The organism is Alphaproteobacteria bacterium US3C007 (genome assembly GCA_034423775.1).
Classification (GTDB): Bacteria; Pseudomonadota; Alphaproteobacteria; order Rhodobacterales; family Rhodobacteraceae; genus Thalassovivens; species Thalassovivens spotae.
In genome coordinates, this window is the sequence record CP139918.1 from 2,056,775 (window position 1) to 2,081,845 (window position 25,071).

At 48.0% G+C, this 25,071-nt stretch carries 19 protein-coding genes; 16 read left to right on the top strand and 3 right to left on the bottom strand.

Features of this window, described 5'->3' with window-relative positions; genetic code table 11:
- The first annotated feature begins 88 nt into the window (after positions 1–88).
- Together hisC and UM181_09930 are read left to right on the top strand one after the other, a co-directional pair.
- The gene (hisC, locus tag UM181_09925) at positions 89–1,174 is read left to right on the top strand and encodes a histidinol-phosphate transaminase (GenBank protein ID WQC61651.1); all 1,086 of its coding nucleotides are present in this window, start codon (positions 89–91) and stop codon (positions 1,172–1,174) included.
- A complete protein-coding gene (locus UM181_09930) occupies positions 1,171–2,088 on the top strand; it encodes a prephenate/arogenate dehydrogenase family protein (protein ID WQC61652.1) in 918 nt (305 codons plus the stop codon). Before hisC ends, UM181_09930 begins: the two co-directional genes overlap by 4 nt.
- 203 nt (positions 2,089–2,291) lie before the next feature.
- Here the strand turns inward: UM181_09930 and fliD are convergent, their stop codons facing one another.
- From fliD to UM181_09945, 3 genes are read right to left on the bottom strand one after another with little or no spacing between them, the layout of a single operon-like run.
- Positions 2,292–3,959, bottom strand: a complete 1,668-nt coding sequence (gene fliD / locus UM181_09935; protein ID WQC61653.1) for a flagellar filament capping protein FliD — start codon at positions 3,957–3,959, stop codon at positions 2,292–2,294.
- A gap of 53 nt (positions 3,960–4,012) precedes the next feature.
- Positions 4,013–4,366, bottom strand: a complete 354-nt coding sequence (locus tag UM181_09940; GenBank protein WQC61654.1) for a hypothetical protein — start codon at positions 4,364–4,366, stop codon at positions 4,013–4,015.
- 15 nt (positions 4,367–4,381) lie between these two features.
- The gene (locus UM181_09945; GenBank protein ID WQC61655.1) at positions 4,382–4,783 is read right to left on the bottom strand and encodes a hypothetical protein; all 402 of its coding nucleotides are present in this window, start codon (positions 4,781–4,783) and stop codon (positions 4,382–4,384) included.
- A gap of 212 nt (positions 4,784–4,995) precedes the next feature.
- Between UM181_09945 and flgB the strand changes: the two genes are divergently transcribed.
- From flgB to UM181_10015, 14 genes are all read left to right on the top strand, one after another.
- Positions 4,996–5,382, top strand: coding sequence for a flagellar basal body rod protein FlgB (flgB, locus tag UM181_09950; protein ID WQC61656.1), 387 nt, complete (start codon positions 4,996–4,998; stop codon positions 5,380–5,382).
- Complete coding sequence (flgC, locus tag UM181_09955) at positions 5,382–5,798, top strand: flagellar basal body rod protein FlgC (protein ID WQC61657.1); 417 nt, start codon at positions 5,382–5,384, stop codon at positions 5,796–5,798. Before flgB ends, flgC begins: the two co-directional genes overlap by 1 nt.
- A 12-nt stretch (positions 5,799–5,810) precedes the next feature.
- On the top strand, positions 5,811–6,512 hold the full coding sequence (locus UM181_09960; protein WQC61658.1) for a flagellar hook capping FlgD N-terminal domain-containing protein: 702 nt from the start codon (positions 5,811–5,813) through the stop codon (positions 6,510–6,512).
- A 35-nt stretch (positions 6,513–6,547) separates the two neighbouring features.
- Positions 6,548–12,265: a flagellar hook-basal body complex protein gene (locus UM181_09965; GenBank protein ID WQC61659.1), complete on the top strand. Its 5,718-nt coding sequence runs from the start codon at positions 6,548–6,550 to the stop codon at positions 12,263–12,265.
- 29 nt (positions 12,266–12,294) lie between these two features.
- Positions 12,295–13,059 carry a flagellar hook-basal body complex protein gene (locus UM181_09970; protein ID WQC61660.1) on the top strand — a complete coding sequence of 255 codons (765 nt, stop codon included), beginning with the start codon at positions 12,295–12,297 and terminating at the stop codon, positions 13,057–13,059.
- 144 nt (positions 13,060–13,203) lie between these two features.
- Positions 13,204–13,992, top strand: coding sequence for a flagellar basal-body rod protein FlgG (gene flgG / locus UM181_09975; protein ID WQC61661.1), 789 nt, complete (start codon positions 13,204–13,206; stop codon positions 13,990–13,992).
- Between the two features lie 10 nt (positions 13,993–14,002).
- Complete coding sequence (locus UM181_09980; GenBank protein ID WQC61662.1) at positions 14,003–14,662, top strand: flagellar basal body L-ring protein FlgH; 660 nt, start codon at positions 14,003–14,005, stop codon at positions 14,660–14,662.
- Positions 14,663–14,674: 12 nt separating this feature from the next.
- The gene (locus UM181_09985) at positions 14,675–15,799 is read left to right on the top strand and encodes a flagellar basal body P-ring protein FlgI (GenBank protein WQC61663.1); all 1,125 of its coding nucleotides are present in this window, start codon (positions 14,675–14,677) and stop codon (positions 15,797–15,799) included.
- A gap of 8 nt (positions 15,800–15,807) precedes the next feature.
- A complete protein-coding gene (locus UM181_09990) occupies positions 15,808–16,101 on the top strand; it encodes a rod-binding protein (GenBank protein WQC61664.1) in 294 nt (97 codons plus the stop codon).
- Positions 16,102–16,115: 14 nt separating this feature from the next.
- Positions 16,116–20,879, top strand: coding sequence for a flagellar hook-associated protein FlgK (gene flgK / locus UM181_09995; GenBank protein ID WQC61665.1), 4,764 nt, complete (start codon positions 16,116–16,118; stop codon positions 20,877–20,879).
- Between the two features lie 7 nt (positions 20,880–20,886).
- The gene (gene flgL, locus UM181_10000) at positions 20,887–22,575 is read left to right on the top strand and encodes a flagellar hook-associated protein FlgL (protein WQC61666.1); all 1,689 of its coding nucleotides are present in this window, start codon (positions 20,887–20,889) and stop codon (positions 22,573–22,575) included.
- 55 nt (positions 22,576–22,630) lie between these two features.
- Positions 22,631–23,398, top strand: coding sequence for a transglycosylase SLT domain-containing protein (locus UM181_10005; GenBank protein ID WQC61667.1), 768 nt, complete (start codon positions 22,631–22,633; stop codon positions 23,396–23,398).
- Positions 23,399–23,489: 91 nt separating this feature from the next.
- A complete protein-coding gene (locus UM181_10010) occupies positions 23,490–24,254 on the top strand; it encodes a flagellar hook basal-body protein (protein ID WQC61668.1) in 765 nt (254 codons plus the stop codon).
- A gap of 63 nt (positions 24,255–24,317) precedes the next feature.
- Complete coding sequence (locus UM181_10015; protein ID WQC61669.1) at positions 24,318–25,067, top strand: hypothetical protein; 750 nt, start codon at positions 24,318–24,320, stop codon at positions 25,065–25,067.
- Positions 25,068–25,071 lie beyond the last annotated feature (4 nt).

A 25,071-nucleotide genomic window follows, 5' to 3' on the forward strand; every position in this document is an offset into this window, starting at 1 on the left:
TGGCAGGAAACTGCTGCGGCCTTTTGCGTTTTGGCGCTGGTGTTGGTTTCAGGGCATCGTTAAGAAGAAAGAGAGACGGAGGATGAGCATGGCAAAAATTTTACCGCAGCCTGGGATCAGCCAAATCGAGCTTTACCAGGGTGGTTCCTCTCATATTGAGGGTGTGAGCAACGTGGTTAAACTGAGCTCAAATGAAAATCCATTCGGCCCCTCTGACGCTGCAATCGAAGCCTTTCGGCGCACCTCTTTTGAGTTGCATCGATACCCCTCGACAGATCATGCGGGCTTACGCGCGGCGATCTCCGCAGAATATGATCTGGATTCCGAGCGCATGATTTGCGGCGTGGGCAGCGATGAAATTATTACATTGCTCTGCCAAGCATTTGCTGGGCCCGGCGATGAAGTGATCCATACCGAACATGGGTTTGCGATGTATCGCATTTCTGCCTTGGCGGCTGGGGCCACGCCAGTTGAGGTGCCCGAGCGCGATCGTCACACGGATGTTGACGCAATATTGGCCGCCTGCAGCGAGCGTACGCGCTTGGTGTTTCTGGCCAACCCCAATAATCCAACCGGCACCATGGTGGCGGATCGCGAAATACAGCGTCTGGTAGAGGGGCTGCCGGCGCATGTGCTTTGCGTGCTGGATGGCGCCTATGTCGAATATGTTGAGGGGTTTGATGGCGGCGCAAAGCTCGTTGAGGCGCATGAAAATGTGTTTATGACGCGGACCTTTTCTAAGCTCTACGGGCTTGGTGGCCTGCGCGTGGGATGGGGATATGGTGCCAATTTTGTGATTGACACCCTGTCGCGCATCCGCGGCCCTTTCAACTTATCCGCGCCTGCATTGGCAGCGGCTGAAGCCGCGGTCAAAGATCAAGCCTATGTTCAAAAATGCCGCGATGAAAACAATCGTTTGCGCGCCTGGTTGGCGCAGGCTTTGGAGGCGCATGGCGTTTCTTCTGATCGCTCCTTAGCCAATTTTATTCTGGCGCAGTTTCAGTCGCAGTCAGAGGCGGAAGAGTGCGACCGCTATTTGAAATCGCAAGGCCTGATTGTGCGCGGCGTGGCGGGATATAAACTGCCCAATTGTTTGCGGATTTCAATTGGTGATGAAACCGCTTGTCAGCGCGTTGCAGAGGCAGTTGGTCAATTTAAAGGGGCCGCGTCATGAGCCAAATCTATCAGCGCGTGGCTTTGATCGGCTTGGGGTTGATCGCCTCTTCGATGTATTGGTCGATAAAGCGCAGCGGCGTTGTCGGTGAGGTTGTGGGCTATGCTCGCTCTGCAAAAACCCGCGAGACAGCGCGCCGGATCGGCCTGTGCGATCGCGTCTATGACAGCGCCAGTGAGGCGGTTGAAACTGCAGATTTGGTGGTGCTTTGCGTGCCCGTTGGCGTTATGGGCGATTTGGTTGCCGAAATTGCACCTTCGTTAAAGCCTGGGGCCACATTAAGCGATGTGGGGTCGGTAAAGCGGGCGGTGATCGATGCGGTGATGCCGCATGTGCCCGATGGGGTTGAGTTTGTGCCTGCGCATCCTTTGGCCGGCACCGAACATTCGGGCCCTGAAAGTGGATTTGCCAGTTTGTTTGACAATCGCTGGTGTTTAATCGTGCCCACTGAGAATAGCAGCAAACAGGCTGTTGATGCGCTGCATCGCTTATGGCTTGCGATGGGGTCTAACGTTGATTTTATGGATGCCGATCATCACGATCGCGTTCTGGCCGTTACCAGCCATACGCCGCATCTTATCGCCTATACGATGGTGGGTGTGGCGGATGATTTGGGCCGCGTCACCGATAGCGAGGTGATTAAATATTCAGCCGCGGGATTTCGCGATTTCACGCGCATTGCAGCCTCTGATCCAACGATGTGGCGGGATGTGTTTTTAACCAATAAAGAGGCGACGCTTGAGATCCTGGGCCGCTTCACAGAAGAGCTATTTGCGCTTCAAAGGGCTATTCGAACCGAAGATGGCGATCATTTACACGCGTATTTTACCCGAACCCGAGAAATTCGACGCGGTATTATCGAAGCCGGCCAAGATACAGATGCGCCGAATTTTGGGCGCGGTGATACTTCATAATGCGCAAGACCTAATGGATTATAAAATCCCTACTCTACTAGGGGTTTGTGGCGCCATACTCGTCTTCGTGTGAATCAGTACCTTAAAGTAAGCGGCAATCTTTTTAAAATCCAAAGCCGAACTTTTATCTCAACAGCGTTGCAAGGCTGAAAACGGCAATATAGCATGTAAATTGGGCTAACCTGGGGAAGCCTTTGGCAGCTCTAGTCTTTCTTATTCCACGCATCCATCATGGATGTGAGATATTTGCCGGTTTTATTGAGCTGCGTGACCATGGCCTCCATCGAGCCGAATTTGGTGTTATAATCATTGGTCAATGCTTCGATTTTTGCGTCTAGATCGCTTTGATCATCCGCAAAGGTTGATATGTCTTCATTCAGCGCGTTGGTGCGGGTTTTAATATCACCCGAAGAGGCGGTGAGCGATGTGACATAATCCTGCAGTGTGTCGATCAAGCTGCGTCCGTAATATACTGTTCCGCTTGTTGCGGTATCGGTAACCAGCGTGACGCTGAGATTATCCGCATCGCCAGCGGTGCCGGTGAACACTTTTTGGCTATCGCCATTCGTAACCGCGGTTAAAGTTTCCCCGTTTAACGTGGCCGTGCTGCCGCTTGAATAGGCAAAACTATAGGCCCCTGCCTCAGGTGGGTAAGCGCTGATCCCGCTGGCTGTCAGATTTGCAATGCTCGAAGAATATTTTGAAGAAAACACCACATCCAAGATGTCTGGATTGGCGGTGATCGCGGCTTCAAACGCATCTTCATCTAAAGAGAGGCTGCCATCCCTTTCGGTTTGCACACCCAAATTTGCCAGATAATAATCCGTGCCGCCAAACCCTGTGATTGCCGTTGTGGTCAATGAGGATAATTTACGCAGGATGGATTGGGCCGTTACATCGCCGGCCAACACCCCCGGCTCTGCGCCGTTTAAGCCACGTTTTGTTTCTTCGGTGAGGAATGATTTAATCGTGTTCAGGCTGTCTAGAAAGCTTTGCATCCGCGTGCTGGCATCGTCTGTTTCTAACGATGAGGCAATCGTTACCGCATCTGATGTCACGGCCGTCAGGTCCAGCTGATATCCGCCAAACAAATCGGTGACTGAATTTGACGAGCGCGTCATAGATAATCCATCCACCGTGAAGGCGGCATCCGCGGCTGTTTGGGTCAGTGTTATTGGGCTTGAACTCGCATCGGACCCTGATGTGTTGAACTCTTGTAACCCATCTGAGCTGCTCAATGAAAACGCGTTCGCTGTTCCCGTGTCTGAGCGTAAGATCAGGGCCAACCCGCCGCTGCCGGTTTGATCAACCAATGTGGCTTGCATGCCAGTGATTGCGTTAATTTCATCCACCAAATCTTGCAGGGTATTATTGGATGAGCCGATGGTAATATTTGTACTGTTTCCGTTGATTGTAAGACTGATTGTGCCAGTGTCGATTGTGCTAGAGGCGCTAAGCGATCCCGAATTGAGCAAGGACGCATGCGTCAAGTCAAAGGTTGTGACTTGACCGGCTGCAAGTGCTGAGACTTCAATTTCAGAATACACATCGTTTGCGATCGTTTCATCTGTGACAGATAGGATAACGGCGGTATTTGAACTGGCGACTGAGCGCGCTGTATTGCTTTTCAGCGTGGTCAAGTCGGTGTTCAAGGTGTCGAGCTTTGATGTCAATGTTCCAAAGGCCGAGATTGCAAGGTTCGTGTTTTCAACCTTTTTGGTAATCTGCGATTGCGCAACGGAAGTTTCCGCATTGACCAACCCCGTGACCAAGCTTTTTAGATTAATGCCCGAACCAGATTGGTTGACACTGGATATGATCTCACTGCCAGTGGTGGTCGTACCGGATGTCGAGCTGCCTGTGCTTGCCACTTGATCTTCCCTCGCTTTAGTTTGTTAACGGAGAAATTGATGTTTTGTTTAGTTTACATCCGAAAACTTGAAACGTCACAATACAAAATTGACACTAGCGCGTCCAGTTCGCGCAACAGTCGCTTGTCTTCGCGCTCCAGCGTAAAAGTTTCGCTTTGTTTTTTGAACATCACGGTTTCTTGAGATGCTTGTAAAATTTCAAGAGTACTTTCGACATTTGCGCTGGTGAGAACGACGTTCTCGCCGATTTCGATATCGTTGAATTTCAGTTCAATCGTTTCTCCAGATGGGGAAGCGCAGGCATATACGTCATAAGAATAGCGCACCAGCAGGTTGGATGAGGTGACGGTGTAAAATATGCCAATGGCAACTGAGAGGATAACCACCAGTGTTAAAAAGGATTTCATTGCGCTAGGTGCATTTTACGCGGTTTCTTCCGCGGGCTCTTCGACGGCCTCGGCCACGCCATCTTCGAGAAGTTTTTTTGCAGCTATTTGTTCAACGGCAACGGTCGATTCAGCAGAAAGCTTTATACCGTTGATTTCGGTTTCCTTGAGGAGCTTTAGCTTAACCCATTCAACGGGTGTATCCTCTTGTGCTGCCGGTGCTTCTTCCGCAACATCGCCGGCGGCTTTTGCCATCAGGTTGGCTTTTGCTGCCAGATTGGTCTCAGTGCCTTCTAATAGATTGAGCACTTCGTTCATATCTATAAACTCACCACGTTTTAGCCCCAGAGTTCGCTTTTTTAAAATTTGGATACGGTAGATCAATACATCCAAGCGCATGGTAAGATCGTCGATATCTTGGTAAATTTGTTCCAGCACTGATAGCGATTTTCCCAAAGGCAGCTTGCTCAGTTTTTCTGACAGCAGTTTCCCCAAATCAACGTCGGGCGCCTCTGCCGCAGCTTTTTTTGACTTTGGGGCGGTTTTTTTTGCGGGTTGCCGGGGCTTGGCCATAACCAACATCTCCATTTTGGCACAATACTTGCAAGTTTCTTCCTGAAACAAAGTTTGGCAGGAACGTACGTTAGAATATGCAAGTTCTCAAGGATTATATTAGCTTCAACGCCGATGCGCTTAAACTGCGCGAGCGTCGGAACATGATCATTGGTTCAAACATAGCCAATGCGGCAACGCCGGGTTTCAAGGCGCGTGATATCGATTTTGAACAGGTTTTAAAGGCCAAAGCGGGTGAAGGTTCGCTGAAAAGGTCGTATGAGCAGCATTTTGGTTTCAGCGGTGTAGCCTCGTCTGAGAAGCTTAAGTTCCGTCAATCTATGAACCCATCCGCCGATGGCAACACGGTGGAAATGGCGGTTGAGCAGATGGAGTTTTCGGAAAATTCTTTGCGCTACATCTCGTCTCTTAACTTTCTCAACAAGCGGCTTGGCGGCTTGATGACGGCGATAAAGGGCGAATGATGAACAATATCAAGAACATATTTGACGTTGTAGGCCAGTCGATGGGCGCCCAGATGGTGCGTCTGAACACGATTGCCTCAAACCTGGCCAATATGGAAAGTAAGGCAAGTACCCCCGAAGAAGCCTTCAAACCAATTCGCCCGGTTTTTCAAACCGTGTTTAGCGATCAATATGAAAATGACGGGATGGCAAGCGTTACTGCGGATGAAATCGTGGCGTTAGAGCGTGAAGCAGAAAAGCTTTATGAACCTGGTCACCCGAACGCGGATGCAGATGGCTTTGTGTATAAGGCCCCGATCAATTCTGATGAAGAAATGGTCGAGATGATGGAAGCCAGTCGGCAATATCAAAATAATTTGGAAGTTCTATCGACCATGCGCGCCTTGATGATGCGCACGATCGATATGGGCAAGTAAGCTGGAGTGTAAATGATGGAAATCGGCAATAACCCAAGCGCGCAGACGCAAAAAGAGATCCTCGACAAGCTGGGCATCAAAAGCGCCAGCGATGTTGTAAACGAGTCTAGTGATAAATTGGGGCAAGAAGATTTTCTGACCCTGATGACAGCTCAATTGCAAAATCAGGATCCGATGGCTCCAATGGATAATGGCGATTTCATCGCGCAGATGGCCCAGTTTTCGACCGTGACTGGTATTGAGGAAATGGCCAGCTCGATGAAAGCCATGGCCGCAGAGGTTCAACAACTCCGCGTTGCCTCGATTTCGAATGTGATGGGTCACTCGGTTTTGGTGCCCGGTGACAAGACCTCAGCCGATGCAAATGGTGAATTACACGGTGTGTTCGAGCTGGATAAAACCGCAGTTGATACGCGGGTGAATTTTTATGACGCTGCCACCAATGAATTGCTTAATGAGCAAGTCATGGGTCCCCAAGCTTCTGGAATGATTGGCTTTCAATGGACCGATCTGCCGCAAGCCTATCGGGATGGAAGTAAAAATATCCGTGTGGATGTGATGGTGAATTATGGCGAGGGCATGGAAAGCCTTCAGCCTAATTTATTTGCCAGAGTGATTGGAGCCGAGCTGAACAAAGACACCGGCGCCACCAATCTTGAATTAGAAAATGATCAAACCGTCGATGCCGCAAATGTTCTGCGGTATCGGATGTAATCGAAGACGTTACCAGGGTTAAGGGAGACTAACAAATGTCGTTTTATACCGCACTTACCGGATTGAATGGTTCGCAGGCTGATATTGCCGCCACCTCAAACAACATTGCAAACGTCGGAACCACCGGCTTTAAGCGAAGCCGAGCTGAATTTGGGGATATCTTCGCGACGTCTCCATTGCAGAACTCATCTTCATCGATTGGTTCGGGTTCGATCTTGAAAGGCGTTAAGCAGCAGTTTACCCAAGGTAACATTGCCGCCTCCTTGAACGCGCTTGATTTGGCGATTTCAGGCCAAGGCTTCTTTGCGTTGAAACCCTCGTTAACATCAAGCCAGGTGGTTTATACGCGAAATGGTTCTTTTAACGTGGATAACAACCGAAACGTTGTTGATTCAACAGGGCAGTTCTTGCTGACCTACCCGGTGAACGAAGATGGATCTGTGACTTCGAAAACCATCAATGACGCGGTTCCCTTGCAATTGCCGGTAACCTCGGGTGAACCAAAAGCGACAAGTAACATCGATCTGGCCATCAACTTGCCAGCGGATGCGCCTGTGATTACAGATAATCCAAAATTCGCGGATGGATATCAGTTCAGCACCTCAGATCCTGAAAGTTTCACAAATTCAACCTCGCTGACCATCTTTGACGATTTGGGTAACCCTACAATTGCGACCGTGTATTTTATCAAAACACAAGCAGCGACGGCGGATGACCCCACCAACAAATATGATACGCGCTTGGTGATTGACGAAACCGTGATTAACCCGGATCTGGTTGCTTCAGTAAACGATAACAACGAACAGATTTATATCGATCGCTTCGGCAATGAAACAACCGTGGCAAGTATTCCTGATGATAACTACTTTTCGGAAGGTAAGGGCTCCGCGCTCTACCGAAAAGATGACCTAAACCAAACAATACCCTCTCAGCCTGCAAAACTTACAGGCTCTCAAAGTGGTTTTGACTTTGGCGAAGAAGGCAACAAGCTCATCGAAATAACCAACGACCCAATAAAATTCAATGCCACAAGAGAGGCTGACAATCCAGACAGTTCAATCTTTTGGGGCAAAGATTTTCTTTTGGTAAATGTGGATGACGGTGACGTTCCGGTCAGTATTGACCTGCGCCCTGGGTTTTATAATGCTACTCAGCTTGCAGAGGAGGTTGAGCGCGCAATAAATAACGCCTATGGAGATGATAACAAACTTCAAATCCGTTCTAACGTTGATGATACATTAACTGTTGATTTTTATACCCTAAACACCGGTGATGGGACATTGAGTGGGTTGAATACACCTGTTTCAATTGACCTTTTGCAGTCCTCTTACGTGACCACGCAGGTGGGTATTGATACCAGTGGGTCGTCTCCAGACTTCACACGAGAAGAATTTATGGCTCATGCGCAGGTACGCATAATCGACACCATGAATGATTATGTGGTTAATCAAGGGAACGACTTAGGGGTTAATTCAAATTTATTCACGCGCTCTAGTGGCGGGCAAATGAAGTCGATTTATGACCAAACTGAAGTCATATCGTTTGATTATACCAGTACCGGTACTTCCACTAGCCCGTCGGTCGAAAAGCATTTAGTTTACTCTTATTACAACAAAGTGCCAACTTTGGATGTTTATAATAATAAGCAAGAAGTGCAGGATTTTGGCGCGGTTGTGTACGATTCATCGAATAACCTTTTAACAATTGATGTTGCGGATACAGGTAATTTTGAGGTTGGTGAGGTAGTAAGACTGGCGGGTGACTTTGACAATCAATCGAGCGTAATCAACGGCCGGGAACTGACAATTCTTAGCATCGACGAAGATAATTCGATCACAATCAATACGACTGGTGAAGGATTTCCGGATGGTGGGTTTGTTCTGACCAAAGGGGCAGCTGCCGAAAAAGATGTGTTTTCAAAAGCCTATATCCTGAGTGATGATTCAACCGAAGTTGAAGCTTTCTTTGAGGGCGAACATTTGCAGCCACAAGGGGCTGTGAATAGCTATAACAATAAGAAAATTGTTCTGCGGGAAACCACAACCTCTGGCCATTCCTTTAAGCATAATGAAGCTGGTGCTGGTGCGGCTCCCGTATCCGCAGAGGGTGCAATGAAGGCTGGCAGTAAATATTACATAACTTCGGTCGGCACAACAAATTTTGCAGCTGACGCTGGTGCAAACGCAACCTTCGATACCAATACGTCAACCACAAGCCTGACATCGAGTGCCAGTACAATAGAACTTAACGAAGGCGGTGACAAAGAAGACGTTATTGATGGAACCACCTATGAAATAACGACTGGTGTCGTAAAGCATAATGGACTTACCTATGCCGCTTCCGCCAATACAAATGTGGCAAAAGACGTGGTGTTTGATCCTACCGCGGAGCACTCTTATAAGGTAACGACTGGGTCCGTTTCATATAACGGTAACAGTTACTCTCCTCTGGGTTCTCAGGCTGGCGTTATTGATGCGGTTAAGGATATCACCGCTGCTGCAGGCACTACCACGCCGGCTCTTACTGTTGGTGCGACCTATAAAACCGATGTGGCCATAAAGTATCATGGTGCTGACGTTAATGCAGATGCAACGTTTGTTGTGCCGAGCTTGACGGTAAGCGCAAGCGGAACTTCAAATCCTGGGCTTGTGGTTGGTGGAGTTTATAGCGCCGATCAACAAATTAGCTATAACGGTGCTGATGTTGCTAAAGGCGCAAACTTTACTGCCGCTACAATTCCTGCAGCCAAAAGCACCGAAGCCGAGGTTTCTTATACACCAGTAATTGAAGCCGGTGTTTATGTCACCAGCGCTGAGGTAACTTATAAGGGTAGCAATATTGTTGCGGGCGCGGCTTTCACAGCGGAGGCTAATACTGAGTTAGACGTTGAGGATACGATTACACCTGCAGAAGGTGCTGTATATAAAGTCATTACAGGATCTATGCAGGCTGGCGATGAAGAAGCGGTCGAGGCTCCCAACTATATCGTAGGGGATGGCTCAACGGTATTTACTGCAACGGGCGCGTCCGAGTTGGCTCTAGTAGTGGTGAATGCGTCAACCACAGTTGAAGCGACGCTCACTCCACAAATAGTTAACTCTGCTTCAGCGGTTGCAAATATCACTCCGGCACTTGTAGCAACTGCAGACGCAACCTTTACGGCTCAAATCGTGGGAAATGACTCTGGCGTTACAAATGTAATCACCACGAATGATAGATTCCAAGCAGACCGGTCCGCGGATGGTCAAATGGAGGCCATTGGTGGCGAAGCGACACTACAGCCAAAAACTGCTCAAATGGCGGTATCAGAGGGATCTTCCTATAATGTGACAAAAGGTTCGGTCGTTTACGGAGGCGTTTTATATGGTCCGGGAGAAGCCAAGAACGCCTTTACAGTCACGCCAATTAGTCTTGATGTAGATGAAGTGTCTTCCACCCTCCAGCCAGGTGTCTCATATACTGTCACCAGTGGCTCTGTTGAGTATGATGGGGTGACTTATGGACCAACATCCACATTAGCGACATTTAGTACGTCCGACCCCGAGATTCCTGTCACGACAGACGCGAGTATTACGTTAAAAGCGAACCAAGAATATAAAGTTCTTTCAGGATCTGTAAAAATTGGTGACACAACCTATGCGGCGGGTGATACAATTTCATCTAACGCAAATACCCGGACAGCTTCTTTACCAGATGATGTGACGGAAGAAGCTACGCTTACATATCCTGCAAAAACGACGGCAAAAGGTTTGATAAAAGATACCACATTATTCGAATCTGTACTGTCAACAAATAACATTGTAAGCGAAACTGCAGAAATCCAAGAAAATCAAACGCTTGGCACAATATTTACTGCTGTAAATACTACATTAGAGGGCACTGGGCGTATTAAACCAGTGTTGTCCTTTGATAGCACGTTTGATAAAGATTCAGGCGTTGAAGCAGGTAAAATGTTTAAATTAGTTTCTGGAAATATTTCCGATGGTGACGATAATTATGGTCCCGGTGCTGTTATAACTCTAGATCCTAGCAAAACTTATACACCCGTTCCTGAGAACTCTTCTCCAGAATTTATTTCTCATGACGAGGTATTTTCGGGGCTTACTTCACTTGCCTTGGCAGATAACTCTTTGTCCGCGCTAGGATTAGATGCGACGAGCTTCTCGAACAAAACCGTTTGGGTTGATGAGAAAAACCCACCCATCAAAATGACCTATGATGCTGTCAACCAGCGGTTCCAATTTGGTGTTAATCACACTGCTATTGGACCTGGAACAGATTCAAATTATAGGGCATTCAAAGTATACGGTGCATCTGACGCCGATGGTACGAATAATATTGGTATCCCTGCGTCAGATTCTTCTCCACAAACTGAAATCAGCTCTACTGCGGTGATAAGTGCAGATTCTTTTGTCGCTGACGGCGGAGAAATGCAGATTAACGCGAAGCGTTTTGGCGCAAGTGTTGTATATAATAGTGACACCAAAACCTTTACCTTCTTGTCTGGAACTACAGGTGAAGCAATTAATGCAGACGGTGCTTTAGGCGTCGAAAGCGATCAGAATGCGTCCAATATTCAAGTTGGTCGCTACGCGATTAGCTCGACTGACGGGTCAGTGGTAAATTCAAGCTTTGACACGGCTACCGTGTATATGGGGGTTGGAGACAATGGCCTGATGGGTGTGGGCGCAAGTAAAAGCGACATTACCTTCGAGAACGCTCGGGGATTAGCTTCCGAGCCAGCGCGCGCCGTTGGAGCGCCAGCAACCGAACCGCTGAACGAGATCTTTAACTTGTCGTCCACTGGTAATGCAAATGTATTTAACGTATCGGTCAATGGTATCAGCGGTATCATTCAAGTGCCTTCTGGAAATTATGTTGGCTCTACTCTAGCCGCAGAATTGCAAACGCGTATTAACCAGATCTCGGATGATGAAACTGGGAACGTTGTCGGCGGGGTAACTGTTAAATATCAAGCAGATACAAACAATTTTGTTTTCACCACGGGAACAGCGGGTGACCAATCCACAATTAAGGTAAAAGGGGCGGCGAAACTTGGTCTAGACGATGTTCCTCTGGGGGTTGGTTCTGTTCCAACAATTGTGAACTTGGTTCAGGCTTTAAGTCCAACTGGGGTACCGCTCTATGTGAATTCCGAGGGTGAAATCGTGGAAACGCCTCCTGCAACTTTAGTGACGGATTATTATCCTTTATATGTTGATGAAGGCGAATTGACGTTTGATAAAACGGGTCAAATTATTAGCCCATTAAACCGTGTTCACTATGAACAACAGGCGGCGGGTTTCTCGATCTCGCTGGATGTGGATTATAGTGCGTCAACACAGCTTTCGCAGCCATTTGCGGTGAACAACCTTGAGCAGGATGGTTTTACATCTGGTCGTTTGGATGGTTTGGACATTGATGCGACCGGTTTGTTGCGCGCCAACTATACAAACGGTGAAAACCGACCTTTGGGTAAAATCGTTCTAGCGAACTTTAACAACCAAAACGGTTTGAAGCAGATTGGTAACGCGACCTTCGTTGAAACGGCCACCTCTGGTACGCCGACCTTCGGGGAAGCGGGTGCGGAAGGCTTCGGTTCGATCCAGTCAGGTTCTTTGGAACGCTCAAACGTGGATATTACCGAAGAGCTGGTGAACTTGATCACAGCGCAACGGAACTTCCAAGCGTCGTCAAAAGCGATTGAAACCTCGACCCAGCTGACGCAGGCGATCATTAATATTCGCTCGTAAGGCTAAGGCGGGCATAGCAGGGGTCTGATATGGATCGGATGATATACACAGCGTTGAATTCTCTTTCGAATTCACGCTTTGACCAAAGGGTAAACGCGCAAAATCTGGCAAATTTAAACGTGCCAGGTTTCAAAAAAGACCTGTCAACTGTGCGCGCAAGTACCTTTTTGGCCAATATGGACCAATATCAAAGCCGATATTTCGCTCAGGCCAGCCAGGAAACGCTGTTTTCCTCGCAAAACGGCGCAATCCAACGCACGGATGAGCGGATGGATTTCGCCATTCGCGATCAAGGGTATTTTTTTATCGAGCCTAAAAACGGTGCTGATATCGCCTTATCACGGCGCGGTGATTTCGCCATAACTGCAGATCGGTTTTTGACCGATGGTGCCGGCAATTTCATGCTTGATAACGATATGAATAAAATCAACGTGCCGCAAAATCGTGATTTGATCATTGACGAGTCGGGCGTGGTGCTGATTGAGCCGATTGATGCGCCGGACGGAACACGGCAACAAATCGCGATCTTAGGGACGACATTGGCCGAAGACGCGCAATTGGTGAAATCGATAGATGGCTATATTCGCCCCTATAATAAAAATGAAATGCCGGTTGCGGATCAGCGCGCCGAAGTGGCCCAAGGTTTTTTGGAAGGTAGCAACGCCACTGCTTTAGATGCGCTTTTGGCGAATATTGAGGGCCAGCGATATTTTGAGCTGAACGTCAAATTTATCAAAGAAGCTAAAAACCTAGACGAAGCAACCACGCGCATTATGCGCCTTCCAGGTACTTAAGAAAGCCCTTTTGTAGCGCAGGCTTACGGTTTAGAGCCGCCCATGGTTGTTTGAAAGTGGGGCCTGGTTTATTTCAATAAACGTCGCCCGTTTTAAATTTTGGCACATCATTTGCATTACTAGTTGCAAAAGAGAGGTGCCAAAATGTCTTCTTCAGCAATGTATGTCGCAAAAACCGGTTTGACCGCGCAGCAAACACGCATGCAAGTGATTTCAAACAATCTTGCCAACGTGAATACTGTTGGTTTTAAAAGTGACCGGGTGAATTTTGAAAGCTTGCTTTATCAAATATCACGTTCTGGCGGTGATCAAACCTCTGAAGATACGGCGTTAACCTCTTCTTTGGCGCTTGGTACGGGTGTGCGCGCGGTGAGTACTGAGAAAAAATTCGCTCAAGGCAGCATGATTACCACTGATAACGCCTTGGATGTGGCCATTGATGGCGACGGGTTCTTTCAAGTTCTTATGCCTGATGGGAATATTGGGTATACGCGTAATGGTACTTTTTCGCGAAACGCAGATGGCCTGATGACCACATCCAGTGGCTATGTGCTGCAACCTCAAATCACCATCCCATCTGGATCTTCACAAATCAATATTTCGCAAGATGGGCTGGTAACCGCATTACTGGCGGGTGAGGCAGCGCCCAGCGAATTGGGCCAAGTCACTTTGGCGGGGTTTGCCAATCCGCGCGGATTGAAAGCGTTGGGTGAAAACTTCTTGGTCGAAACGGCTGCCAGCGGCGCGCCAGCCATCGGAATTCCGTTCACGGAAGGCCGCGGCAAATTGGTGCAGGGGTCTTTGGAAAGTTCGAATGTGAACGTTGTGCAGCAATTGGTCGAGATGATTGAAACGCAGCGCGCCTATGAGGTGAGTTCGAAATCGATCACCGCTGCGGATGAGATGATGAAATACATCTCTAATAACCTGTAGGCTTACATAAATGCGCATCATAACTCTTTTTTCGGTTCTGTTTTGCATCGGGCTCTCGGCTTGTTCGACCTATGTTGAAGAATTGGCCAGCGATGAGTTCGCACCGGTGTTCCCAGAAGAAACCGAAACCACACAGGTGGCTGATGGGGCGATTTTTGATGGCAATGCTCAAGGCTTATTCGCTTCGGAACGAAAAGCGTCAAAAGTTGGCGATATCCTTACCATTTCGTTGAATGAAAGCTTTCAGGCCACTAAATCGCAATCTGCGACGAGTGGCAAAGATGACAGCTTCGGTGTCACATTGCCGAAAGGCGTATTCCCCAATGCTGGCTCAACAGATTACGGGTTGGGTACCACGCAGGCCTTTACGGGCTCTGGATCGGCCTCTCAATCCAACGCTGTAACGGGATTGGTATCGGCCTCGGTCGTGCGCCTGTACCAAAATGGAAATCTGGAAATTTTGGGCCAGAAAAAGCTGACGCTGAATAATGGCGATGAGTATGTGCGCGTTAAAGGGATCGTGCGCCCGCAAGATATTGGCAACGGAAATATCGTGAACTCTAACCGCCTTGCCAATGCCGAAATAACCTATATTGGCGCCGGCGAATTGGCGGACACGTCTAAAAAGGGCTGGTTGTCAAAGGTTTTCAGCGTCGTTTCACCGATTTAAGTAGGATAAACAATGAGACTTTTGGTTAATTTTGCATTCTGCTTTTGGCTTTCAGGGCTGGCCAGCCTAGCCCATGCGGATCGTATAAAAGATTTGGCCAGTTTGGCTGGGGTGCGCAATAACCAATTGGTTGGATATGGCTTGGTTGTCGGTTTATCGGGAACGGGCGACGCCAATTTGGGGATCACCTTACAATCTATGCAGGCCATGCTGTCGCGTTTTGGCATGTCAACGGAAACCTCTGGTTTGTCGGGGGCCAACGCGGCTGCAGTGATGGTAACGGCAGATTTGGCTCCGTTTATCAAACCTGGTCAAACGCTTGATGTAACCGTATCGGCGCTGGGCGCATCAGAATCTTTGCGCGGTGGAACACTTTTGATGACACCACTTTTGGGTGCAGACGGGCAAACATACGCGATTGCGCAGGGAAATCTGGCTGTCGGGGGCTTGGGCGTTGCTGCGGCCGATGGATCATCATTAACCGTAAATATTCCTACGGTTGGCCGCGTTCCTCAAGGGGCGACTGTTGAAAAAATGGTCGAGACACCTTTCTTACAAAACGAGTTTTTAATCTTAAACCTTCATCGCAGTGACTTTTCAACCGCCAGCTCTTTGTCACGCGCGGTTGATGATATTTTTGGGCAGGGAACGGCTGTTCCGATTGATGGCTCCTCTATTCGCGTGCAAGCGCCAGCGGATCCAACGCAGCGTGTATCCTTTGTCAGCCTGCTTGAAAACGTTGAAGTGGAACCTGCCACACCACCCGCGCAGGTGATTGTGAATTCGCGGACAGGCACAATCATCATCAATGGAAATGTGCGCGTAACGCCAGCCGCTATCACTCATGGCAGCTTGACCGTGCGCGTGACCGAAGATCCAAACGTGCAAACGCAGACCAATGTGGTTGCTAATGACGCAGGCGTTGTGGCCACGCCGGCCGCGCCCGTTGTAACCCCGGACAGCGCCGTGGATGCAGAAGAGAAAATGGCCAAAGCCTTTGTGTTTGATCCGGGCATTCAGCTGACAGATATCGTCGATGCGATCAATGCTGTTGGCGCAACGCCATCTGATTTGGTGGCCATATTGGAAGCGTTGAAGGTTTCTGGCGCGCTGCGTGCGCAGTTGATTATTATTTAGGAAATACGATGGTGGATGAAGTCAGAGCATTTGTTTCGCACAGCGCCAGGGCAGAGCCTTCGGCGCTTGAGCGCATTGATCGCAGAGCCTCTTTGGAAGAGGTTGCGCAACAATTTGAAGCGATTTTTGTCAATGAATTGATGAAATCGAGCCGAGCTGCGAAGTTATCAGATGATATTCTAAGCAATTCTGGAACGAAGCCGTTCTTAGATATGATGGATCAAGAGTTTTCGCAAACAATCTCAAAACGTAACAGCCTTGGCATTGCAGAGGCGCTTGTTCAACAATTCGAACGCAAATAACGAGGTAGAGTTGGTTGGCAAGCTTATTTGACATAGGCAAAACGGCGGTTCAGGCGCAACGTCAAGCGCTGAATGTGACCGGTCAAAACATCTCGAATGTGAATACCGAAGGGTATCGCAAGCGCAGTGCTGATTTGACCGAGGTTTCAGGCAGTCAAAGCGGGCTGACCACAATCACCTCTCAAATTGGTTTAGGTGTCAATTTGGGCGAGGTGCGCCGGGCCTATAATGTTTTTTTAGCTTCAAGCTCAAATTCCTCGGAAAGCCGGTTTCAATCGTCACAAACTTTTGTGGAGTCTATGGAGCGGTTAGAAAATGCTATTTTGCCCGGAGAGGGTGATTTATCCTCGCAGATTACTGAATTTTTTCGCACCTTATCGGATGTTGAGGCAAGCCCCGGTGATTTGGCGCCGCGCGCCGCGGCCATCGAGCAAGGCAACGGCTTAGCCAACGCCTTTAACGTTACAGCTTTTGTTTTACGGGATTTAGAAACCCAGATTTCCGGCACGATTGATCAAGAAGTGAACGAGGTGAACCGGCTTGTGGAATCTTTGGGGTCTGTGAATGGTAAATTACGTTCTTCGAATTTAGGGGGTTCACCGCCAAATGCCTTGATGGATGAACGCGATCGCCTCATCTCAGAAATTTCTCAAAAGGCACGGATAACGGTCAATTACAGCCCACGTTTTGATGTCAATATAAGATTAGGAGAGCATTCTACCGGACCGGTACTTTTAGATGGAGAAACCGCTTATAAAATCCAGCCAGTACACGGCGATGAGAATGGCGTTAGCTATAAGATTGGCAGTTCACGGGTTGTAAAAACGCTTGACGATGGCGGGCTCAAAGGGCTGTCGACGGCCTTGTCCGTCATTCAAGATACGCATTCTCAAGTTGATGCTCTTGCTGATCGCTTGGTTACAGAGCTTAATATGGCCCATGGCAATGGTATTGATTATGACGGTGACTTTGGACGCGCGATGTTTACAGCGCGGCAGTTTGACGTGGTGCCTGATCTGAATAATAGCCAAGACCTCGATATTAGCGTGTTGACGGTGCCAGGACAGGTTGATTTGGTTGAAAATGCGACGTTTCGTTTTAATGGGCGATCAGGCTTCTGGACAGCTTACAGCCAAAACAATGATGTGTTGGGAACGGGGCGCTCGCAAATTGACTTAGATGGCGTGATTGTTAAGGTCGGGAACACAGCTCAGGATGGTGATAGTTTTCGTCTTACGAAAGCAGATGGTGAAGCGGACCGATTATCCTTTTTATTAACCGATGGACGACAAATCGCAGCGGCGTCAAATTTTGTTATAACACCAAATAGCGCCAATGCGGGCGCAGCCATAATGTCCAGCTCAGCGATCGAAATGAAAACTCCACCGCTTGCCTCGCTTACGGATGTGACGAATAACTCTCTTTCCTCTGTTTCTTACTCAGAATTTTTAAATGGCGGTGCTGTCGCCTATATACCCGCCGGGATAAAAAATTTAGAGCTGGCATCGTTTGGACAAGACCCGTCTTTGACTTTGAATTTTAACGAACTAAGCGACTTAAAAAGTTTTTCTTTTGTTCTCAGCGGCAATAGTTACGAAGCGTTAATCTCAGATAACTTGCGCGAAAATGCGCGCGATAAGGCACATCTAGCGGATTATCTGAATAAAGGCGTCTTAACTTTCACGACACCGAATGAGACAGGTTCGGTAAGCCTGCGGGATCTTGGTTTATTTGCCTCAGGATTTGAGGGTGGTTTAAAGCTTACAGGTAACACGGCCTTTACTTCCGGTCAGGTCAAAGTTGAAATTGAGGGTCAAATCAGCGAGGCAAATGCGGTTGTTAAAGCGGCTGAAACGGCTTCAGGCTTCCGGGTGTTCACGCGCGAAGGGCGCCAGGTTGCCGGGGTCCCATTGTCAACCAGTGAGGCCCATATTTTTCTTACTGAAACCAACGGTTTTACTTCAGAAGCCGAATATCGTGCGGATTACTTAAACCCAACAGGTGGGGTCGGGTATCGTGGTGCCGAGATCAATAACCTGCTGCCGGGTGGCTATTCAACGGTTGAAAGCGCTGCCAGTATTCTAACCGGTGGATCCTTGGGGTCGCTGATCCAGCAGGGCAGGATTTTCAACCCAATCTCTGCGCAAACGTTAACGTTCGAGACCACCACCATAAGCGCATCGGGCTTAGGAACTGACACGGCAGACGGTGTCGTGAATGTCGATATTGCCGTGAATTCGGGCGTCAACATGAAAACCATCGCTGAGGATATCAATACTCAACTAGAACCTTTTGGGTTTGTTGCAGAAGCGAAAACCTACGCCTCTTTGCGGCTCGATGATAGCGCTTCTATTTCTGGAGATATCTCGTTTGAACTTTCATCTGGAAATTCAAGCCCGGTTTCAATTTCCGGTATTTTTGGGGAATCAAATTTGTCTCCTTTGGTTGCTAAGATTAACCAACGAAGCGAACAAACGGGTATCACCGCTGACGTTTCGGCGGATGGCTCTCGCATCGTATTGGTGCAATCAGATGGGTTGGATATTTCCATTACAAACCCTGAGGGTGAACTGTTAACGGTGAATTCGCTTGACCAGAACTTTTCTGAACTTTCAAGTGAAACCGCTTTAAATGTGGATACTAAAATTGTTGGTTCGTTAAGCTTGCGCTCGCCGCGCGCTTTCAAGGTGACATCCAGCCTTGATGCTGCTGTGACTGCCAATTCGCAAACGTTGTCGAAAGAAGAGGGCGGTGTCCGTGTTGACTTGACCGCAGGGGGATCGGTTAGCGATATATCGATTGAAGTTGACCCCGATATTCTAGTGCCGCAAGTCAGTCCAGATGGGCTGCGCTTAGCAGCCTCCAACACAAGCTTTACACTATCCGCCCGTTTAAACGGATCGGAAACTGCAGCTGAATTCTCTGTAAATACCAATGAATTGATTGACGTTTCACTCGCCTCTATTTCCGAAACTTTAGTGTCTGATTTAAGATCTACGGCCGGTCTGCCATCTTTAACTGGGGCGGCTTTATCCACATTGCCCAGCGAGGGAAGCAGAGTGTCTGTTTTGGTTGGGGCGTCTCAATATGACGTTGAGTATGTATCTGGAGAGTTAGTTGTTAGTGGTCCGGAATCTGGTCGAGTGTTCGCGGAACTGCAAAAAACTGATGAGAGCCCTGTAACAGATCCTGTCTATCAGCTTACCATACACGTTCCAGGAGGTGTCTTAAATGGCACCAGTTTACAATTGCTTGATGGTGGCGATTTAACAGAGTTCGGATTGGCGGTAAAAGACACAACGGCCGTCAGCAGTATCAAGGGGCGTCCATTTGGTGATTTTACTTTGGTTAGTGCGGCCAAATTGGAAGGCGAGCCCAGCTCTTCGCTTACATTAAGTTCAGTTAATGATACCCTGACGTTTTCAGGGGAAAGCTGGAGTAACAGTCAAGAAATTAAGGTGACCTTAGAGGGTGTTACTGAGACTATAACAATTGAATCTGACAGTTATGCAAATACGGATGCTGGTGTGGCATCTCAGGTTAAAGCAGAATTGGACGCGTTGATTTCAGCTGGTACTCTTAGCAATATAAAGATTACTGATAATGGTAATGGCGTTTTAAGCTTCGCAAAGACTTTTGAGGCAACAGTGGGTTCAGCGGTAACGACATTTTCAGTCAGTCACGTTAGCTCGGAACCTATCACTATAACCGAAGGGAACACAGCAGATATTATAAAAGGAGCGCTCTACACTGTATCCGGTGCATCAGTTATCTATAACGGCAAGACATATGAAGCCGGGTCCACGTTCCTTGGTTCAGATTCCACAACTGTTGAAAATAAAAATGACTCTGGAACCGAATATGACGGCACCGTGACAGTTACTAGTGGTTTTGCGATCACCACCTCTAAAGATTCCGCTGTTACACCCACAATTTCTGACGATGGATCATCTTACATTATCGATCTTGACTTTGCTTATTATGACAGCTCTGGCGATGCACAAGGACCCTTGCGTATCATGCCCAGTGCAGCAGCCAGTGCATTGGGCTTCGGTGCTGCTGACTTTTCCGTAGAGTTAACGGAAAAGGGTTTGAAAACAGTGTCGGTAAACGGTAATCCATCTGGTGTAACGCTCGATGTGGAAAATTTGCCGGGTCAAGTTTTGTCGATGAGCGGATTACCAAATGAGGATTTTATCGTTTTACTCGAGTCCGAAGGCGCCAAGCGGCTAGCCTCAAGCTTTGAGATGAGCACCGAAGAGGATGCAAAAGCGCAGAAAGATTATCGGGTTAAAGTGGTGGATGCTGACGCAGGGCGCGTTGAGTTGATTGATGTCGAAACGGGAACGTCAATGGCAACCCGTTTCACCAATGGTGTCGTCGAGTTTGAAGCCGATAATTACCGATTTGAATTGGCCGGCTTTGGATCGACTGATGATCATTTTGACATCGCGTTGAACCGATCCAATGCTGGAGATGCGCGTAATATGATTGCGATGATTGCGCTAAGCAGATCTACGGCTGAGCGCAGTAGTTTTCAAGATGATTTCCGACAGATTGCTTTGGCTGTCGGATCTCAGCTTGAATCGGGACGTTTACTAAATATCTCGGCCACCGCGATCCGAGATGCGGCTATTGCAACCGAAGATGAATTGGCAGGCGTCAATTTGGATGAAGAAGCCGGAAAACTTATGGAGCAGCAGCAGGCCTATAAGGCAGCGGCCCAAATTCTGCAAACTGCGCGCGATCTATTTGATACGATTATTAGCATAATGTGAGGGTAATATGACGATTTCGAGTAAACTATTCGCTACGCAAATGCTGGATCAATTCAAGGTCATTGAAAATAGATTGCAATCGCTGAATACGCAAATTTCAACCGGAACCCGGATCACAAAATCTTCTGATGCACCGATTGATGCCGTGACGTTGACGGCGCGGAGTGAATTAAAATCGAGGATTGAACAATATCAGTCAAATGTTGATAAGGTAAATGAGCGGTTGGGTTTGGCGGATGCCACATTGGAAACAATGGCTAATTTGGCTACCCGGATGAATGAAAAATTTATTGCAACTAATACCGCCACGGTGACCGATGCTGAGCGTCAGGCTGTACGGATAGAAGTGTTAACGTTTAAAGACAGTTTAATGGGGTTGGCGAACTCAGTAGATAATAATGGCGATGCGCTTTACGGCGGATTTTCAACTGAGGAATCGCCTTTTGTCCAAAATGAAGAAGGCCAGACGCGCTATCGCGGCGATGGTGGCGACCACACATTGCAAGTGTCGGAAAGCGTTAAGCTGCCGACCAGCCTGAATGGCAGCTCTTTATTTATGGAAGTGAAGGATGGAGCCGGCACCAAAAGTAGCTTTGATATCTTAGATAGTTTTGCAAATGCATTGCTCACAGACAGCCAGTTTGAGCAATCTTATTCGGCAAATTCCGCAGATACCGCGCAATCAATCTCCTATGATCTGACAAACAGCTCTATGGTTGGTATGTTTGATTTCGACACGGGTGAGTCTCAGCAAAACCTTGCTGCTTCAACGGGAATACAGCCAGGTGAATTTACGTTTACGATTAATGACACGCCGACAACTATCACGATCACGGATGGCGGTAATGACACGTTGCAGGGGTTGATTGATGAGATAAACGCGATCAGCAATGTTACTGCCAATTTGGTTCAAGAAGATAGTGGTTTAACGTTGCAAATAACATCGACAGCCGGTGCGGAAAATGCTTTTTCAATCTCTAGTAGCGATGCGGAATTAGTTGTTTTGCAGACCGGCGTGCCTGCGAGCAGCAGCACCAGCGCGCAATTATCGGTTGTCTCGGAAGCCGCAGATGCCGTCTCTGGCGCGATGAAATTACGCATCAATGCCTCTCGAGAACCTCAGAATTGGTCGATGGTTCTGACCGGGCCTGAGGGCAGTGCCACGGTAAGCGCAGACATAAACTCTGACTCTTTTACCGCGCTTGTTGATGCGATAAATGCAAGTGGAACCGGATTGACAGCAACGGATAATGGCGATGGCACTCTCAGCGTGTCCAAAACTGATCCATCTTCCGAAGCGGATGTTGTTTTGGAAGATATTTCCATTGAAGGTTATAATTTGGCACAAAAAGCGCCGCGTTATTATATCGATGTTCTGAATGCGGATAATGAAGTCGCTCTCAAAATAAGCGATCAAAACCAAGCCTTGTCGCGCCAAGGTACAGCCATTCAATCTTTGCTTGAGCATTTTGCGTTGTCGCGCACGATTGTGGGCGCAAGAATCAACAATGCCGACGCGCAAAATACCGTTTTGCAAGATCGCAGTATCTCAATTCAAACAGAAATTTCTGATCTACGCGATGCGGATATTGAAACGCTGATCACGGAGCTGCAAACTATCATGGTTACCCGCGATGCTGCGCGGCAAACCTATTCAACGATTAATTCGCAATCGCTATTTGATTTTCTAAAATAAGTAAGATCTGTAAACTTGGTCCGGTAATTGCAACTCTTTTGCGAAAGGAGCTGCAATGTCGAAGTTGATCCGCGCTGGTTGCATAAGCCTAATATTGTTTTTCATGCCCCAATCGCTTTATGCAGCGTTTGAGGACAGCTCGATTTGCGATGAAAGCATCGCGCGTGCGGCGCAAGAGAGCACAGTTCCTCGGGCTGTGTTGATGAAAATCGCGCGCCTAGAGTCAGGCCGCAAGGTCAATAAAGAATTTGTGAGCTGGCCATGGACTTTAAACAATGGCGGCAAAGGGTATTTTCTCAGTAGCGAAGCAGACGCTTTAGACTTGCTTACAAAATTATCAAATTCCGGTAAGACGAATGTGGATGTGGGCTGCATGCAATTGAATATTAAATGGCATGCGAAATATTTTAGCAATTTTTCAGAAATGTTAAGCCCTGAGCATAACACTCTTTATGCCGCCAAATATTTAGAGCAGCTCTATAAAGAAACTGGGTCTTGGATGAAGGCCGTGAAATATTACCATTCGCGTAATCCAAAATATAACGAGCGTTATTATGCGAAGTTTTCGAAACTTCCCAATTTTGATACCATTGCGATGATCCGCACAAAGCCTTCGCGGCGCCCTATGCTCATCCCACCCCCAGCGCCGGACCGAGCGCCCGAGATGCCCAGAGTATTTAGCACTGCGCGGGCAAAATCAGTTTTGTTTTGGACAGCGCCGCAAGGCCCTTTACTGCTGACAGCTCAGCTTGATTTATCACAACCTGCTTTCACCGATCTCAGAAAGTTCAAGGGCAAGCCTTTGTTGGTGCCCAATCAATAGAGATTGATCTGCATCAAAGAGCTGATTTTTCACACCGATCACTTTGGCATGAAATATGCAAACTACTAATTAGAAATTAAAAGGTTGTGTCATGCTGAATATCATAAAATCTGCGTTAAGCGTTTCGAGCCATAAATTGAACGTGGTATCAAACAATATCGCAAATACCGGGTCTACCGGCTTTAAGCGCAGCGAAGCGACCTTCCGTGATGTTTATTTGGCCAGCGCGGGTGCGTCCGGCCCGAATGTTGGCCAAGGTTCGATGGTGGCGGTAAATCGCGTGTCCCATAACCCTGCAGAATTGAAACAAACCGGTGTTTCAACGGATATGGCGGTAAATGGCCATGGCATGTTCATGCTTGGCTCGGTTGAGGGCACCGACCAGGTGACGTTCACGCGCAACGGTTCTTTCCAGATTAACGAGGCGGGTTTGTTATCTGCCAATGATGGCAGCCCCGTGCTGACTAGAAATCTTGATCAGATTTCCGTTCCCTTTCAAAACAATGGAATTCCGCTTTCTGGATTGGAAATTAACCTAGAGGGTGATGTGCTCGCAACATATGGGGTTGGAATGCCACTGAATCTAGGGCGCATCGGACTGGCAAATTTTGATAATCCAGCGGCCATGCGCCAGCTTGGCAATGGGCGGTATTTGGCGACAGAAGAGGCCAGCTTATTTGGCGCGTTCGACCCCAAGAATGGTGGGGTGGGCAGCGTGATTTCAGGCCATTTGGAAGTGTCAAACGTTGATATCACCAATGAGCTTGTCGGATTGATCAATGCACAACAAGCCTTCACAGCCGCGTCAAAAGCATTGCAGGCCGATAGTGATATGGTGTCTCGCTTCACGCGTTAACCCAAAAATAAGATAGAGGATAAACCTCTGAAGATAGATCAGTAAGGTGAGAAGGCAGAGTTGATGTTCGAAAATATCCATATTTTTAGCGGTAAAAAAAATATCTATAAACCAACGGTATTTTCGCAAAATTTGGTTGAACATCTTGAGCAGTTTTTTGGAACTGCGCATTTGGCGCCTATGGAGATCACGCGGCGTATAGACGACCCTATTCGCAGCGCGCCTGCATTGGCCCCCGCGCAAGACAGCCGTAGATCCACACAAATGGAATATCAACGTCCTGGAGCCTGTCCAAGCAAAACCCTAAAGCGCTATCAAGCCGCACCATCGCCAAATGCGCGTGAATTGCGCAGATTGTCAGCTCGATCGCAGTGGGGCAAACCGGAACAATCAGATTTTGTGGTGTTTGACCATTCTTTGATGGATGCGCATCCTTGTGATCTACGATTTGGGGCAAAGGATCGCTGTGCTTTATTATTGCAACACGAGGCCAGCGCAGCCGCTGATATTGAGGCCTTTTGCGCGTTGGCGCAGAATTGTGATGTGCTGCCTGATTTGGGCATTATCGTAAATTTTGGGAATTCTGCGCATCGCGCAGCAGAAATTTATGCATCGCTCGAAACCAAGCGCGTGGATGGGCGGAAGATCGCAACCAAATTTATCGGCTTTGCCCCAGCTTTGCAGGGTGGTTCAAAGTTTCGGTCGCTTGCAACAATGTCGCTGCAAAATATCACGTTCGAGTTATTAAATTTGAAATATAATGCAAATCCGCATAAGGTGCCTAAAGAACTATTTGCGAGCTCTCTTCATTGAAACA

Bases quoted from the DNA above. Each gene is read 5' to 3' on its own strand.
- hisC (WQC61651.1), top strand. From the start codon at position 89: ATGGCAAAAATTTTACCGCAGCCTGGGATCAGCCAAATCGAGCTTTAC.
- UM181_09930 (WQC61652.1), top strand. From the start codon at position 1,171: ATGAGCCAAATCTATCAGCGCGTGGCTTTGATCGGCTTGGGGTTGATC.
- UM181_09940 (WQC61654.1), bottom strand. From the start codon at position 4,366: ATGAAATCCTTTTTAACACTGGTGGTTATCCTCTCAGTTGCCATTGGC.
- flgB (WQC61656.1), top strand. From the start codon at position 4,996: ATGCAAGTTCTCAAGGATTATATTAGCTTCAACGCCGATGCGCTTAAA.
- flgC (WQC61657.1), top strand. From the start codon at position 5,382: ATGAACAATATCAAGAACATATTTGACGTTGTAGGCCAGTCGATGGGC.
- UM181_09960 (WQC61658.1), top strand. From the start codon at position 5,811: ATGATGGAAATCGGCAATAACCCAAGCGCGCAGACGCAAAAAGAGATC.
- UM181_09965 (WQC61659.1), top strand. From the start codon at position 6,548: ATGTCGTTTTATACCGCACTTACCGGATTGAATGGTTCGCAGGCTGAT.
- UM181_09970 (WQC61660.1), top strand. From the start codon at position 12,295: ATGGATCGGATGATATACACAGCGTTGAATTCTCTTTCGAATTCACGC.
- flgG (WQC61661.1), top strand. From the start codon at position 13,204: ATGTCTTCTTCAGCAATGTATGTCGCAAAAACCGGTTTGACCGCGCAG.
- UM181_09980 (WQC61662.1), top strand. From the start codon at position 14,003: ATGCGCATCATAACTCTTTTTTCGGTTCTGTTTTGCATCGGGCTCTCG.
- UM181_09985 (WQC61663.1), top strand. From the start codon at position 14,675: ATGAGACTTTTGGTTAATTTTGCATTCTGCTTTTGGCTTTCAGGGCTG.
- UM181_09990 (WQC61664.1), top strand. From the start codon at position 15,808: ATGGTGGATGAAGTCAGAGCATTTGTTTCGCACAGCGCCAGGGCAGAG.
- flgL (WQC61666.1), top strand. From the start codon at position 20,887: ATGACGATTTCGAGTAAACTATTCGCTACGCAAATGCTGGATCAATTC.
- UM181_10005 (WQC61667.1), top strand. From the start codon at position 22,631: ATGTCGAAGTTGATCCGCGCTGGTTGCATAAGCCTAATATTGTTTTTC.
- UM181_10010 (WQC61668.1), top strand. From the start codon at position 23,490: ATGCTGAATATCATAAAATCTGCGTTAAGCGTTTCGAGCCATAAATTG.
- UM181_10015 (WQC61669.1), top strand. From the start codon at position 24,318: ATGTTCGAAAATATCCATATTTTTAGCGGTAAAAAAAATATCTATAAA.